Origin of the sequence: Breznakia pachnodae (genome assembly GCF_030814225.1) — a bacterium.
GTDB classification, from domain to species: domain Bacteria; phylum Bacillota_I; class Bacilli_A; order Erysipelotrichales; family Erysipelotrichaceae; genus Breznakia; species Breznakia pachnodae.
The window spans coordinates 19,860-36,605 of record NZ_JAUSUR010000005.1; the positions used below are offsets into that span (position 1 = coordinate 19,860).

General features: G+C 34.9%; 12 protein-coding genes and 1 other annotated feature. Of the genes, 2 read left to right on the top strand and 10 right to left on the bottom strand.

Going from position 1 to position 16,746, the window contains the following annotated elements; translation table 11 throughout:
• Nucleotides 1-129 precede the first annotated feature (129 nt).
• Both J2S15_RS13135 and gltB read right to left on the bottom strand, forming a co-directional pair.
• Nucleotides 130-1,608 carry a glutamate synthase subunit beta gene (locus J2S15_RS13135; RefSeq protein ID WP_307409043.1) on the bottom strand — a complete coding sequence of 493 codons (1,479 nt, stop codon included), beginning with the start codon at nt 1,606-1,608 and terminating at the stop codon, nt 130-132.
• A gap of 5 nt (nt 1,609-1,613) precedes the next feature.
• Nucleotides 1,614-6,131: a glutamate synthase large subunit gene (gene gltB / locus J2S15_RS13140; RefSeq protein WP_307409046.1), complete on the bottom strand. Its 4,518-nt coding sequence runs from the start codon at nt 6,129-6,131 to the stop codon at nt 1,614-1,616.
• Nucleotides 6,132-6,362: 231 nt separating this feature from the next.
• Here gltB and J2S15_RS13145 point away from each other — a divergent pair, with 231 nt between their 5' ends.
• A complete protein-coding gene (locus tag J2S15_RS13145; protein ID WP_307409048.1) occupies nt 6,363-7,361 on the top strand; it encodes a lactonase family protein in 999 nt (332 codons plus the stop codon).
• Nucleotides 7,362-7,373: 12 nt separating this feature from the next.
• On the opposite strand, the gene J2S15_RS13150 is transcribed toward J2S15_RS13145, so the two are convergent.
• From J2S15_RS13150 to thrC, 8 genes are all read right to left on the bottom strand, one after another.
• Nucleotides 7,374-7,883 carry a GNAT family N-acetyltransferase gene (locus J2S15_RS13150; RefSeq protein ID WP_307409050.1) on the bottom strand — a complete coding sequence of 170 codons (510 nt, stop codon included), beginning with the start codon at nt 7,881-7,883 and terminating at the stop codon, nt 7,374-7,376.
• A gap of 76 nt (nt 7,884-7,959) precedes the next feature.
• Entirely contained in the window at nt 7,960-10,683 is a 2,724-nt protein-coding gene (gene ileS, locus J2S15_RS13155) for an isoleucine--tRNA ligase (protein WP_307409052.1), read from the bottom strand.
• 39 nt (nt 10,684-10,722) lie between these two features.
• Nucleotides 10,723-10,937, bottom strand: a binding site (T-box leader).
• A complete protein-coding gene (locus J2S15_RS13160) occupies nt 10,921-11,382 on the bottom strand; it encodes a DivIVA domain-containing protein (RefSeq protein WP_307409054.1) in 462 nt (153 codons plus the stop codon). Its footprint overlaps the feature before it by 17 nt.
• Before the next feature lie 11 nt (nt 11,383-11,393).
• Nucleotides 11,394-12,191 carry a YlmH family RNA-binding protein gene (locus J2S15_RS13165; RefSeq protein ID WP_307409056.1) on the bottom strand — a complete coding sequence of 266 codons (798 nt, stop codon included), beginning with the start codon at nt 12,189-12,191 and terminating at the stop codon, nt 11,394-11,396.
• Nucleotides 12,145-12,555: a cell division protein SepF gene (locus J2S15_RS13170; protein WP_307409058.1), complete on the bottom strand. Its 411-nt coding sequence runs from the start codon at nt 12,553-12,555 to the stop codon at nt 12,145-12,147. The genes J2S15_RS13165 and J2S15_RS13170 overlap by 47 nt, the downstream gene beginning before the upstream one ends.
• A gap of 137 nt (nt 12,556-12,692) precedes the next feature.
• Nucleotides 12,693-13,133, bottom strand: coding sequence for an ACT domain-containing protein (locus J2S15_RS13175; RefSeq protein ID WP_307409060.1), 441 nt, complete (start codon nt 13,131-13,133; stop codon nt 12,693-12,695).
• Complete coding sequence (thrB, locus tag J2S15_RS13180; protein WP_307409061.1) at nt 13,127-13,999, bottom strand: homoserine kinase; 873 nt, start codon at nt 13,997-13,999, stop codon at nt 13,127-13,129. The genes J2S15_RS13175 and thrB overlap by 7 nt, the downstream gene beginning before the upstream one ends.
• A gap of 1 nt (nt 14,000) precedes the next feature.
• Nucleotides 14,001-15,482 (bottom strand): threonine synthase, encoded by a 1,482-nt coding sequence (gene thrC / locus J2S15_RS13185; protein ID WP_307409063.1) that lies wholly within the window; start codon nt 15,480-15,482, stop codon nt 14,001-14,003.
• Between the two features lie 95 nt (nt 15,483-15,577).
• Here thrC and J2S15_RS13190 point away from each other — a divergent pair, with 95 nt between their 5' ends.
• Nucleotides 15,578-16,741 (top strand): homoserine dehydrogenase, encoded by a 1,164-nt coding sequence (locus J2S15_RS13190; protein ID WP_307409066.1) that lies wholly within the window; start codon nt 15,578-15,580, stop codon nt 16,739-16,741.
• Nucleotides 16,742-16,746: the final 5 nt, after the last annotated feature.

The following is a 16,746-nucleotide window of genomic DNA, read 5'->3' on the forward strand; positions in this document are numbered from 1 at the left end:
TAATAAATAATATAACTTTATTTTTTTCAACTTGTCCAGTGATATGCCCGAAAAGTTACACAAAACTAACTCAAAACTGTTTTCACCTAAAGAAAAGAGCTCAATCATATATGATTAAGCCCCTTCTAATTATATATTTGTATATCCCATCAGATACTCATCAACTTCTCTAGCAGTATCTTTTCCTTCTTTAATTGCCCAAACAACAAGTGATTGCCCTCGCTTGGCATCACCAGTAACAAACACTTTTTCTTTCGTTGTTTTACAACTACCTTCTGCCACTTTCACATTCGTACGTTCATTTAGTTCAATATCAAATGCAGTCGCAATTGGTGATTGAACACCAAGAAATCCTGCAGCAATTAACACTAAATCACATTTAACTGTATACTCACTACCTTTGACTTCCTGCATTTGCATTCTTCCATCTTCACCCTTTACCCATTCCAGTTTCACAATGATTGCTTCTTTCACATTTCCTTGTTTGTCTTTCACAAACTCTTTCACTGTTGATTCATAAACTCTAGGATCTACCTTAAACACTTCAATGGCTTCTTCCTGACCATAATCAGTTTTAGAAACCTTTGGCCATTCAGGCCATGGATTACTTTCCGTTCGTTCATCTGGAAGCTTTGCCATCATTTCTAACTGAACTACATTTTTACACCCTTGACGGATACTAGTTCCAACACAGTCATTACCAGTATCTCCACCACCAATGACTAATACATGTTTACCTTTAGCACTGATAAAGTTATCACTCTCTTTGTTATCCATTAATGATTTGGTAACTTCTTTTAAGTAATCAACTGCAAAGTAAATACCTTTACTGTCACGATTTTTCACTTTAATATCACGAGGATTGCTAGCGCCACAGGCAATTACTACACTATCAAATTCTTTTAGTAATTCTTCTGCCTCTTGCTTACTTTCAATTGATTCATTCACTTTAAAGCGAATACCTTCTTCTTTCATTAATTGAATACGTCGATCTACATATTGCTTCTCTAATTTCATATTTGGAATTCCATACATCAACAACCCACCTAAACGATCATTTCGTTCAAGTACAGTTACCCGATGTCCGCGTCGATTGAGTTGCCATGCGCTCGCCAGTCCACTAGGACCAGAACCGATAACTGCAACTTTCTTATCGCTGCGAACAATATCTTTTTTAGGACGAATCAACCCCTCTTTGAATCCATGTTCAATGATTGATTTTTCATTCTCACAAATTGTGACTGCATCACCATTCAAAGCACAGGTACATGCTTTCTCACATGGCGAAGGACAGACTCTTGAAGTAAATTCAGGAAACAAGTCGGTTTTCAATAACCTAGCCAATGCCGCTTCATAGTTGTCACGATAAATCAGATCATTCCATTCTGGAATTAGATTGTTGAGTGGACAGCCACTTGGCATTCCACTAATTACCTGTCCAAACTGACAGAATGGAACCCCACAGTCCATACATCTAGCAGCCTGATTCTTTCGTTCTTCTTTGGTTAATGGAAGATGAAATTCACTATAGTTTTTAATTCGTTGTTTTGGTTCTATATCTTTTGTATTTTCTCTTTGATAATCTAAGAACCCACCAGTTTTTCCCATCTTCATTACCTTCCTTTCTTTTCGTAGAACGCTTCTACTTGAGCTTCCTCATTACTTAATCCACGTTCTTCATATTTTTTAATAAGCGATATCATTTCTTTGTAATCATACGGCATAATTTTTTTAAACTTTGATTGATATGCTTCAAAGTTATTTAAAATCATTGTTCCTTTTTTTGAACCTGTATGTTTCACATGTGTCTTAATCATTTCTTTTATTTCATTTAAATCATGCTTTTCCTGCACAACACTCATATCTACCATTTCTTTGTTGATTTTTGCATATACATCATTCTGTTCATCTAAGATGTATGCATATCCTCCACTCATTCCAGCAGCAATATTGCGTCCACAACTTCCAAGAATTAACACCTTGCCCCCAGTCATGTATTCTAAAGCATGATCGCCTACACCTTCTACAACTGTAGTCACACCTGAATTACGTACCGCAAATCGCTCTCCAGCAACTCCTGCAATGTATGCTTCTCCACTAGTTGCTCCATAGAATGCAACATTTCCGATAATTACATTTTCATCTGCTTTGAAAGTACTTTTTTCATTTGGATAAACAATCAGTTTTCCTCCAGATAACCCTTTTCCAAAATAATCATTTGCATCACCTGATAACGATAGCGTTAATCCTTTAGGAATAAATGCACCAAATGATTGTCCTCCAGAACCATCACAATCAATTACATAGGTATCATCATGTAATTCACTTGTAGTATTTTTTGTGATGTAAGAACCAAGCATGGTACCAAAGGCACGATTTAAATTATCTACCTTTAAATGATAGTCCTTCTTTTCTTGTTTTTTAATTGATTCTTTAAACTCATGAATCATTGCATCATCCTTTGTCTTTTCAAGTTCAAAATCATAAATATCCTTTTTATTAAATATCTGATGTTTAGATTTACTATAAGGATTTTCCAGTATTTGTTTCAAAGAAATCATATCTTTGCTTTCACCAAGATGTTCCTTCACCATTAACAAATCACTTTTACCAACCATTTCATCAATGCTGTGAAATCCTAGTTTTGCCATATATTCTCTTAACTCTTCTGCAATGAATCGCATAAAGTTTACGACATACTCTGGTTTTCCATTGAATCGTTTTCTTAATTCAGGATTTTGGGTAGCAACACCAACTGGACAAGTATCCAGATTACATACACGCATCATCACACAGCCAACTGATACAAGGGGTGCAGTCGCAAAACCAAACTCCTCTGCACCAAGCAGACAAGCGATTGCCACATCTTTACCACTCATCAATTTTCCATCCGTTTCTACACGCACACGACTACGCAACCCGTTCATCATTAATGTCTGATGGGTTTCAGCTAATCCAAGTTCCCATGGTAATCCAGCATTATATACTGAGTTTTTAGGAGCGGCACCAGTTCCTCCATCGTATCCTGAAATCAGAATTACTTGAGAACCTGCTTTCGCAACTCCTGCTGCGATTGTTCCTACACCTGCTTCAGAAACTAGTTTCACTGATATTCTTGCATCTCTGTTTGCACATTTTAAATCATAGATTAATTGTGCCAAATCTTCGATTGAATAAATATCATGATGCGGTGGTGGTGAAATAAGTTGCACTCCTGGTGTAGAATGCCTTGTTTTCGCTATCCAAGGATATACCTTTTCCGCAGGTAACTGTCCACCCTCTCCTGGTTTTGCACCTTGTGCCATTTTAATTTGAATTTCTTGAGCATTTACCAGATACTCACTGGTAACACCAAACCTTCCAGATGCAACTTGCTTGATTGCACTACATTTAGAAGTACCATCACTTAATGGAGTAAAACGTTCTTTGTCTTCCCCACCTTCTCCTGAATTGGACTTCCCTTTCAACATATTCATAGCTATCGCTAGAGTTTCATGTGCTTCTTTAGAAATTGATCCATATGACATCGCCCCACTTTTAAATCTGGTAACGATTGAATCTACACTTTCCACTTCCTCTAATGGAATACTCTTCTTAGGAAATTTAAAGTCTAGCATCCCTCGAATCGATGTACCTTCCATCTCTGTTTCAATCGACTGTGTATACTCTTTAAATAAAGTATAGTCACCTTCTCTTGTGGCTTTCTGTAATAAATGAATTGTTTTAGGATTATATAAATGCCCTTCTTTTCCACTACGGAATTTATGCATTCCCTTACTATCTAATCCCGAAGGAATATCTAGCCCTAACTCATCAAATACAGAAGCATGGATTTTATCTTGTTGTTCTTCTATATCTTTTAGCGTAATTCCTTCTATACGACTAACTGTATTGGTAAAGTACTTATCAATTACATCACTAGAGATTCCAATTGCTTCAAAGTTTTGTGATCCCTGATAAGACTGAATCGTAGAGATTCCCATTTTTGATGCAATCTTCACGATTCCATGTAATACTGCGTGGTCAAAGTCATCCACTGCTGCATAATAATCTTTGTCTAACAACTGGTTATCAATTAAGTCTTGAATTGTATCGTGTACCAAATATGGATTAATCGCAGAAGCACCATACCCAAGTAATGTCGCAAAGTGATGAACTTCTCTTGGTTCTCCGCTTTCAATAATCAGCGCTACACTCATTCGTTTCTTAGTTCTTACAAGATACTGGTTCATTGCGGAAGTCGCAAGTAATGAAGGTATCGCAATGTGGTTTTCATCTACACCACGATCACTCAATACGATAATAGTTGCACCTTGATGAAATGCTTTATCCGCTTCAATGTACAAATGATCAATTGCATCCTTTAATGACGTATTTTTATAATACAACGTGGATAAGGTAACTACTTTAAATCCTTCTTTCTTCATATTCTTAATTTTAAGCATATCTAAATTACTTAAAATTGGATTCTTAATTTTTAATAATCTGCAGTTTTCTGCTTTTTCTTCCAAAATATTCCCATCAGTTCCTAAGTAGATATTGGTACTTGTTACAATCTCTTCACGAATTGCATCAATTGGTGGATTGGTTACTTGTGCAAACAACTGTTTAAAATAATTAAACAATGGCTGTTTCTTCTGATCCATTACTGCTAATGGCGAATCAGCACCCATTGCAATTACCGGTTCATTTCCATTTAAAGCCATTGGTAAAATATAATCTTTTACATCTTCATAGGCATAGCCATGAACTTTCTGCATTGTTTCCAGTTCTTTTCCCTTGTACTGTGGCGTTTTATGATTTGGTATATGAATATTCTTCAACTCTACCAAATTCGTCTCTAACCACTCTCCATAAGGCTGATAAGAAGCATATGTATTCTTTAGCTCCTCATCATCAATTAGTCGTCCTTCTTTGGTATCAATCAACAACATCTTTCCTGGGCGCAGACGTTCCTTTACTTCAATATCCTCTGGTTTTAAATCCAGCACTCCTACTTCACTACTCAAAATCATATAACCATCTTTGGTAATATAGTAACGTGATGGACGTAATCCATTACGGTCTAATACCGCACCCATAATATCTCCATCAGAGAATAAGATAGAGGCTGGACCATCCCAAGGTTCCATCAGACATGCATTGTACTGGTAGAAGTCTTTCTTTAACTGTGAGATACTACGATCATTATCCCAAGGTTCTGGAATACTCATCATGACTGCTCTAGGTAATGGAATACCTGCCATAAGCAAGAACTCAAGTGAGTTATCTAACATCGCTGAATCACTACCACTTGCATCAATTACTGGAAGTACTCGTTGCATATCTTTACCCAGTACAGAAGATTTCATATTTTCTTCACGTGATAACATCTTATTCGCATTTCCTTTAATTGTATTTATTTCTCCATTATGGACAATATAACGATTTGGATGTGCACGCTGCCAAGAAGGCATTGTGTTGGTTGAGAAACGTGAATGCACCAATGCTATCGCCGATACATAGTCAGGATGTTGCAAGTCTTTGTAGAACGAACGTAATTGTCCTACTAGAAACATTCCTTTGTATACTATTGTACGACTGCTCAAAGAACATACGTATGTTCCTGATGCAGAACGTTCAAATATTTTACGTGTAATAAATAACTTACGATCAAATGCCAAACCAGCTTCAACATCATTAGGTTTTTTAATAAAACACTGTACAATATTTGGCATACAGTCCAGTGCCTTCTTACCTAAAACACTTTCATCTACTTCTACATTACGAAATCCTAAGACTTCTAATCCTTCTTTATTTGCTATTACTTCAAAAAGTTTTTTCGCTTTATCACAGTTTAATTTTTCGCTGGGAAAGAAAAACATCCCAATCCCAAACTCTTCTTTGGGTAGTGCAATTTCTTTTACATGCTTTCTAAAAAACGCATGAGGAATTTGGGTTAGTATTCCAACACCATCTCCTGTTTCTCTAGTTGCATCCATTCCTGCACGATGCTCCAGTCGCTCAACAATCGTAAGGGCATCATCAACACTACGATGGGTTTTCTTTCCATTAATGTTAACGACTGCACCAATACCGCAGTTGTCATGTTCGAAACTAGGGTCGTATAATCTTGAAACTTTTCTATTCATATAAATTCCTCCCACAAAACAAAAAAGAGGTTCTTACGCACATAAAAATGGCATAAAAACCTCGTTGTTTCATTTATTTTAATAAATCACACCCCTGTTGTCAAGAGCGATTTTATAATCCTTATACAAGTAGCACAATCCTAATCAAGATTACTCTATCATTTCAATGACATGCCTTTTTATACAAGAATATGATAAAATGCTAATGAATAGAGGACAGGAGGATATTATATGAATACAATTATTGGTTATGTTGGTGGGCATAAATTAAACGAGAAACCAGGAATCCATAAATTTACATTTGATAAAGAAACAAATAAATTCACTTCATTAGAGTTAATTGCTGAATTTGAACATCCAGATTATTTTTCATTCAATAAAGGTGAAGATGAATTAGTATCGATTATTACCAAAGATAACAAAGCTGGACTTATTTCCTTTTCGATTGATAAAGATTATGAACTAACAAAAATTAAAAGTGTAATCGATAAAGAAGGAAAAGCATGTTATGTCTCGCAAAGTGAAGATATGTACTTTTCTGCGAATTATGGTGATGGTACTGTAAACATTTATAAGAAAACTGAAAAAGGATTTCATCCTATTTATCAGATTTATGTGGGTGAAGATGCAAAATGTCATCAGGCATTTATGTGGAAGCAATATCTTGTGGTAGTTTCACTGGGAGCTGATATGGTTCAGTTCTATGATCCAGCCAATGAATTTGGTTTAGTTGAAACAATCCTCTTCCCCAAAGGTAGTGGGCCTAGACATTGTGTATTTAATTCAGATTCTACAAAATTATATGTTTTAACTGAGTTAAGCAACGAGCTATTTGTTTTGGATGTAAAAGATAATCTAAAGTTTGAAGTAGTACAACAGTTATCCGTATTGAATGTGAAACATCCAAGAAAAGACAATACTTCAGCTGCCATACGTATTACCAAAGATGAGAAGTATCTGTACACTTCTACCAGAGGTGAAGATATCATCACAGTATTTGCGATAAATGAACAAGGTGCAGAAGTTCTTCAACATGTAAGCACGCATGGAGAACATCCACGTGATTTCATTCTTGATCCTGATGAAGAATACGCATTTATTGTAAATCGTTTCTCAAATAATTTTGTATGTTTGGGTAGAGATAAAAAAACTGGATTATTAACTGAAAAACTAGATGAAATTGAATTGCATGATTCTGTCGCAATCATAATAAAGGATATGGCCAAATAAGCCATATCCTTTTTAGTAGCTACAGTACACTAATTTATAAATTGTATTCTTTATATCTTCAAACTCAAGTTCACTTATTTCTCGCTGATAAGCCATCAGCAGTAAAGGAACTTCATTTTTGCTTTCATTGATAATTGGTTGCATATAGCCATATTGCGATAGTACAAACCCATTACGCTGATAGAATTCAATTCTTCTTCTGCTTATTTCATCATAAGGTTTTTCTACTTCTAATACTATTTTCTTATCCTTGAATTGTTTGCATACTTCACGAAGCATTTTAGAACCAATACCTTCTCCTCTGGCTTTTTTATCTACTGCAAAATTTTCAATCATTAAATATTTATTATCTAACCACAGAATCATCGCACCTTTCAGCTCAGGTTCATAGTATCCATAAATTTCAACTATATCTCTTTCATATAACTCTTTAATTTTTTCATATGGTCGCAGTTCACTAATTGGAAAAGCTTCTTCCATAATGTAATACGCTTCTTCAAAATCCTTAATTCGTTTAAACATATACCCACCTCTACTTACCTATTGTAACGCAAATTCTTAATAAGAAAAAGGGATTCCATAGAACCCCTCGATAAACTTAATCTAAAACTGACTGACAACGCTCACAAAGACCATCTTCTGCAGTTGAATCAGTGATGTTCCAGCATCTAGGACAAACAACTCCTTCACACTTTTCTACTTTCACTTCTGCAACTTCATATTGATCCAGTGTTTCTTCTGTAAAAGAAACTTTAGAAACCGTTAACCATTGGTGAATATTATCACCTAAGATTTCTTCCATCAATGCTTTATCAGTGTCATATACATGTAAGATTACATGTGCTTCTAATGGTTTACCAATTACTTTTTCATTACGTACGTTTTCAATTGCCTTGAATACATCTTTACGGATGGCAAATAAACGATCCATCTTTTCACGAATCACTTCATCATCCTCAATACGATCAGGTGTATTAAATGCTTGTAAATGCACACTTTCTTCATATGCTTCAAAGTGATCTGCAATCTCTTCAGCAGTATGAACCAAAATTGGTGCCCATAGTTTTAATAATGTATCACAAACTTTATATAGTACTGTTTGCACTTGTCTTCTTCTTAAAGAATCTTTCTTTTCAATATATAAGATATCCTTAGTGAAATCTAAGTAGTACGCACTCATCATATTTGTCATAAATGTTGTAAGTTTTGTTGTAATCATTGGATAGTCATATGTTACATATAAGTTTTTTACTTCATGGTTTAAATCATTAAGTAAAATTAAGATATGTTTATCCACAACACTTAGTTTATCTTCTGGTACCATATCAGCTTCACCAAAATCACTTGGGTTAATGTTTCCCAGAATAAACTTAAATGTATTACGAACCTTACGGTAGTTTTCACTCACTTGTTTCAGGATTGAATCTCCCATTGAAACATCTTGTTGGTAGTCAACACTAGTTGCCCATAAACGTAAGATATCCGCACCATATTGAGAAGTAATTTTCGATGGACTCACTGCATTCCATTGCGACTTACTCATCTTCACTCCCTTTTCATCCATAACAAATCCATGAGATAGAATTTGCTTGTATGGAGAATGTCCATATACTGCTGTACCAATAATTAGTGAAGAGTTAAACCATCCACGGTATTGGTCACTACCTTCAAAGTATAAATCCGCTGGATAAGGAAGCCCTCTTGCAATCATCGCTTCGGTATGTGATGAACCAGAATCAAACCATACATCCATAGTATCTGTTTCTTTTGTGAACTCTCCATTTGGACTACCTGGATGTGTATATCCTTCAGGTAACAAGTCTTTTGCATCACGCTCAAACCAGACGTTTGTTCCAAACTCTCCAATCAACTTAGAGAAGTGTTCAAATAAATCATGTTCCATGATTGGTGTACCATCTTCTGCATAGATAATTGGAATTGGTACTCCCCATGCTCTCTGACGTGAAATACACCAGTCACCACGATCACGAATCATGTTATATAGACGTGTTTCACCCCATGCAGGAATCCAAGACACATCTTTAATTTCAGCTAATAATTCATTTCTAATCTTATCAATCGATGCAAACCATTGTGTTGTTGCACGAAAGATAATTGGTTTCTTTGTTCTCCAGTCATGAGGATATGAATGGACAATGAATTCCAGTTTTAATAATGCACCTAATTCTTCCAGTTTCATTGTAACTGTCTTATTTGCATCATCCACATATTGACCAACTAGGAAATCCCCAGCCTCTTCTGTCATTTTACCTTGTTCATCAACTGGACAGAACGCAGGAAGTCCATACTTCATTCCAACCACAAAGTCATCTTCCCCGTGTCCTGGGGCCGTATGTACACAACCCGTACCTGCATCAGCAGTAACATGGTTACCCATGATTACTAATGATTCGCGGTCATAAAAAGGATGTTTTGTTGTAATCCCTTCCAGGTGTTCACCTCTGAATGTTTTTAAGATTTTCTTTTCTTTTAATTCTAACTTTTCCCATAAACTATCGATTAGCTCTTTTAAAACTACTAAGTTTCCTTTTTCACTTTCAACAAGTGCATATTCCATTCTTGGATTCAAACAGATTGCAAGGTTTGCTGGAATTGTCCAAGGAGTTGTTGTCCAGATAACAAAGTTATCTTCATTTTCTAAAATTCCTTTTCCATCTTTTACCGCAAACTTCACAAAAATAGTAGGACTCTTAATATCCTTATATTCGATTTCTGCTTCTGCTAACGCTGTTTCACTTGATGGAGACCAGTATACTGGCTTTAACCCTTGATAGATCAATCCATCAGTTGCCATCTTACCAAAGATTTTAATTTGATGTTCTTCAAATTCTTTTGTAAGCGTTAAATAAGGATGATCATAGTCACCAATACTACCTAGTGCCTGAAATCCTTTCTTTTGGTTTTCTACTTGTTCAAGTGCATAGTCATAACATAACTTTCTAAAATCTTCGATTTTCATCTCTTTACGATTATGACCTAATTTTTGAATTGCTGTTTCAATTGGTAATCCATGTGTATCCCAACCTGGAATAAATGGAGTCTTATAACCCATCATAAATCTAGAACGTACAATTACATCCTTTAATGATTTATTAAGCGCATGTCCCAAGTGAATTTCACCATTTGCATATGGAGGCCCATCATGCAATACGAATTGCTCTGCACCTTCTCTTTTTTCTAACATTTTTTCATACAATTTTTCATCTAGCCAACGTTGTTGAAATTTAGGTTCTTTTGTAGGAAGTTTCCCTCTCATTTCAAAATCGGTCTTTGGCATAAGTAACGTGTCTTTATATTCCATTTCTTTTCCTCCTTAAATATAAAAAAGTCATCCTTAACGCATAAGGACGACTATAAATCGCGGTACCACCTTAGTTCATCTTCTACAAGCGAAGATGCTCTTCATTACTGTAACGTAGCGACCCGTCTTATCTTACTAGTTTCAGATAAGCTACTCCTAAGTGATATCTTCATGAATGTTGTCTTTGCTTTTCACCAACCAGCAATTCTCTGCGCACTTCATTTCATCAAGCATGTCTTAATCTTTGTATTTCTTTTCCATTAATTCTACATTAGGAATGGGTGGAATGTCAAATCCATCAATTGCATCTGATAATAATACCAGTTGTTCATTCAGATTTGTTTTAATTTCATTCGCTTCAATTCCCAGTTTTGATATATTAATTAATATTGTACGAGCATTCATAAGTGCTTCCTTTATAATCATATCGGCATTATTGTTTGCACTAGTCACAATGCTGTTTGCTTCATGTAATGCCATCTTGGTCATATCTTTCGCTGCACGCTCTTTTATATCAATATTTCGTTGTAACTGTTCATACTTATGTTTGTATGACTCAATCTTTCTAGCACTATCTTCTTCTTGTTTCTTGTAGGCTTCCAGTTTCTTTGTAAGTTCATCGATTTCTTCCTGAGCCTTTGCAAATGCATCATCAACTTGAAAACGATTATAGCCTTGTTTCATAGTATCAAATTGCATCCTGCACCTCCTTACCTGTACTTACCAATACGAATACAATGACGATTGCTTCGTGTTGTCCGCTCTAAATCTTCAACTTTGAATCTACCATATCCACGAATGGACAGCGTACAATAATTATTGCATAAGTAAGCGCAATCTTCAAGAGGAACATGATTAACTTTCACAAGTCCTTCCTGTACTATTTTTTTTGCTTTTTCTCTAGATAAATTTGTAATTGCTGCAACTAATACATCCAAACGAAATGATGAAACAACCTTATCTTTATAGTCATATTCTACTGCAAATACAATTTCTTCATCATATTCTTTAAACTCGACAACACATCGTTTTACTTGTCTTAATTCCAGTTTAATAAAATTCGCAATATCTCGATTCACAAAAATAAAGATATTTCCATTATCCACGATAATATCTCCAAACTGATTACGCTCAATTCCCAAATGCATAAGCGCACCCAGTACATCACGATGATTGATCGAATAATACTTTGTATCATAAACTGCTTTTAAACAAACAATTGGAAAAGGAATATCCAAGTCCTCATAACTGATTAAGCACTTCTTATACTCACTATTCTCATATCCACCATCAAATAACAGTTGCATTTTCTTACCTACATAACTTCTTATAATTTCCTGTTGTACAGACGACAAAAAAGGAGTGAAAACTTTACGATAAGTTCCTACCTGATCCAAGTAGTCTTCTATCCTTGAGATAAAATCTTCATTCCCTTTAAAATGTATCGATGTTTGTTGTCGATTATTCTTCATCACTTTCAGCGCTTTGTTCAGAACTGATTTTTCCATGTACGCCCATTGTTCTTGGTGTACATAAAATAACGTTTGTTCCAATTTTTTCAATTGTTCCATCTAGCGCGTAAATAACACCTGATAAGAAATCAATCGTTCTTTGAGCGTACTCTCTAGTTAATTTATGTAAGTTAACTACAACTGCACGGTTCTCTTTCAAACGTTTCGCAACTTCATTCACCTCATCATAAGCTCTTGGTTCAAATAATACCATTTTTGTATCACTAGCCAATTTTGATACAGCTTTTGACTTTGGTTGTTCATATCTAGAAATTGACTCTACTTCTTGTTCGTCATATTCAATTACTTCTTCTTCATCCATTGGTGAGATGAATTCTTTGATTTTTTGTCCAATACCCATAGCAAATATACCTCCACCTTTATACTACTTTCCTAAAGTATAACATATCTCAAAACCTTAAACAACAAACTTATTATAATCTATAACTGACTTTTTTCATAGTCATACAAATGAAAAAACACTACAAATTGCAGTGTCTATTCAATTGACATTAAATTTACTTTCGATACACCTTTTATATCACTTAATTGTTTTAAAAGTGTATGGATTTCACCTTTCATTTCTTTTACTCCCATACTGAGAATAACACTTGCTTTTTTCTGCATTGGAATGTTCTGATTAATGGTCATAATATTACAGCCATAATTAGATATTGTATTCAATGCTTCCGACAAAATTCCACGCTCATCACTGAGCACAAATGAAATTAATGCTTTTCTTTCCAACAAAGTACTTGTACTAGGTACAAACACATGATCTTTGTATTTATAGTAAGCACTTCTAGAAATGCCTACCTTCTTTACAGCATCACTGACCTGGGTGTATTCACCACTGTCCATCATCTGTTTTACCTTAATTACTTTATCAAATACTTCAGGTAATACTTCCCTGTTTACAATTAAAAAGTTTTCTAACATAGACTTGCTCCTGCTCGATCAACATCCAACATTACGCATTTCCATCCATATTCTAATTTATCCAGACGTTTCTGGATTGCTTCCACCTGCTCAGTATCACGCATCACATTCATCAGCGTAGATCCACTTCCTGAGATATAGAAACACACACTTTCTATTTCCTCACAAATCGCACGGACTTCATCATATTCATGAATCAGAGGTTTTCGATAAGGTTCATGAACCTCATCACTCATTACCTCTGACAATATATTTGATTCATACATTTCAAACCCTTTTAACACAACACTTAATTTTGCGCTGTTTCTTACTGCAGTCGCAAATGGTAATTCTTTTGGTAATACTTTTCTCGCTTCTTCTGTTTTCGTTTCAAAGTCTGGAATAAGTGCCAGAAAATGAAATCGTTCATCAACCAGATAAGGAACACTGATTACACTTTTTTCACTTTGATAGGATGCCATCAACCCCCCATAGATTGCTGGTGCGACATTATCCGGATGCCCTTCTATCTCTGTACATATGTTTAAGATTGCTTCCTTATCAATTGCCGTGTTTGTAAGTTCATATGCCCCTAGCACACCACCTACTACACAAGTAGCACTGCTACCTAATCCTCTTGAGACAGGTACATTGCTGTCAATGATAATCGATACTCCTTTTACTTCTTTCTTTAAATATGCTAATGCCTTTAAGAATGAAGTATATACAAGATTATCTTCGTTTTGAAAACGTTCTTCACAACCACTGATTGAGAATTCATCCGTTTCCTCAAATGTAAAATAAGTATACAGGTTCAAAGCGATTCCTAAGCAATCAAAGCCAACCCCTACGTTCGCTGTTGTTGCCGGCACTTGAATCTTTACCATATTAAATCTCCTTTACATTTTTTAATACATATTCCTTCATTTCATCTTTTTCAATTACATCTTCATGAAGTACAGGTAATTTATCTAAGTCTTGTAAGTTCTTAGGAATTGCAACTCCTGTTTCTTCATTCAGTTTCTTCATTAATTCAAACTCATCACCAGCATCATCACTATGAAGTGAATGATACACGCTATCAGTAAATTTATATGGAGAAGCAGTTGATAATACAACATTCTTATGTTCCTTATCCACGTCATCCAACAATACCTTATAAGCTACTGCTGTATGTGGATCTAATAAGTAATCATCTTTTTCATATACCGTCTTGATTGTTTCTGCCGTTTGTTCATTTGTTGCATAACCACAAGTGAAGTCTTTTTGAATTGATTTCAATACATCTTCTTTTACTTTATAAGAACCTTTTGTATTTAATTCATCCATAATTTCCTTAATATAAGCATTGTCACATCCACTAGCATAATACAGTAGACGCTCCAAGTTTGAAGAAATCAAAATATCCATACTTGGAGATATTGTCTTTAAGAAATTACGTTTACGATTATATTCACCACTTTGAATAAAGTCATATAATACATTGTTGTCATTTGAAGCACAAACAAGTTTATTTACTGGTAATCCAATTTGTTTAGCATAATACCCAGCTAATATATTTCCAAAGTTTCCAGTAGGAACAATATAGTTCACCTTGTCTCCCATTTTGATTTCACCAGTCTTTACTAATTGTGCATACGCGTAGAAGTAGTAAACCATCTGTGGAATCAGACGTCCAATATTTATCGAGTTGGCACTTGACAGACGAATATTTTCTTTTGCTAATTCTGCTTTGAATGCGTCGTCTACAAACAACTTTTTAATTCCACTTTGTGCATCATCAAAGTTCCCTTCAATTGCACATACCTTTACATTCTTTCCCTGTTGGGTTTTCATTTGCGTTTCCTGCACTTTTGAAACTCCATCATTTGGATAGAACACCATAATCTTCGTTTTATCAACATCCTTGAATCCTTCAAGTGCTGCCTTACCAGTATCTCCGCTTGTTGCAGTTAAGATAAGAACATCATAGTCTGCGTTTGTTTTCTTTAATGATGTACTTGTAAGTTGTGGAAGCATTGATAATCCAACATCTTTAAATGCACTCGTAGGTCCATTAAATAATTCCAATACAAATGCATCGCTTAATTTTACTAACGGAGTAATTTCATCCGTTGAAAACTTTCCTTTATATGCATTGTATACACAGTCCTTAATTTCTTCTTTTGTGAAGTCGTCAAGAAATACTGTTAATACATCTTGTGCAATCTCATAATAGTCTTTATCTGCTAATGAAGAAACATCCAACTTTCTTGATGTTAAATCGCTTAATACAAACAATCCTCCATCGTTGCTTAACCCTTGTAGGATTGCCTTTGCTGGCTCGATTCTTTCATTTTTGTCTCGTGTACTTTCATAAACTTTATTCATAAAAATATCTCCTTGCTTTCTTACTTTACCTATGATACAATGTTTCTCATTAGAAAACAAGTGTTTTTTTACGAAAGACATAAACGGAGGAGAATATGAAAATTGCAATATTAGGGTATGGTACGATTGGTACTGGAGTATATGAGATTATCCAGCAATATACAGCATCAGATCTTCAAGATTTAGAAGTAGTAAAAGTATTGGATTTACCACAAAACAAAGACAAACTAGATATCATCACAAGTGATATCAATGATATTGTATTGGATCCACAGATTGATTGTGTTGTGGAAGTAATGGGTGGAATTCATCCTGCGTATGAATTCATTAGCGCAGCATTAACAAACAAGAAACATGTAGTAACAGCCAACAAGGCAGTTGTTGCAGCACATATTGAAGAGTTTACTGCTCTTGCTAATAAAAATGGAGTGCGTTTCTTATTTGAAGCAAGTACTGGTGGTGGAATCCCTTGGATTGCAAGTTTAAAGAAAGCAAAACGTATTGATGATATTCATCATTTCTATGGTATCTTTAATGGAACTGGTAACTATATATTAGATGCTATGACCCGTCAGGGAAAAGACTTTGATGTTGTATTAAAGAAAGCACAGGAATTGGGATATGCAGAAGCAGACCCAAGTGCTGATATTGATGGATATGATGTACAGAATAAAGTTGTAATTTCTAGTGCTGTTGCATTCAATGCACTTGTTGATATGAAAGAATTCTTATGTTATGGAATTCGTAACATTACAAAAGCGGATATTGAATACTTTAAAAACTTAGGTTTTACAATTAAATATATTGGTGAAGCAACAATGAATCAAAATCATTATGAAGCATTTGTAATGCCGAACCTATTTGATCAAAGTGCTGTTGAAGCAAATATTAATTCTAACTTCAATATTGCAACGCTGAATGGTCAAAGCATTGGTCCATTAAAGTTTTATGGACAAGGTGCTGGTAAATTACCAACAGCAAATGCAATCGTTCAGGATGTAATTGATATTGAATGTCCTCATACTGCTTATAATCTTGATTTCTCAAATCAGTTAACTTATAAAGCAGTTCAAAAGAATGCATTCGTCATTCGCACAAACACAAAAGTAGAAGATGTTAATATTAATAAAGTAGAAGAAGTAGCTTCTAACTATTATTTACATACAAAAGAAATTGATGCAGATGCATTAAGAGAATTAGTAGACAAGTGTAATGACAAAGGTGTGTTTGTTGCTAAAGTAGCAAAGTTTGAGGGGTAATAGAA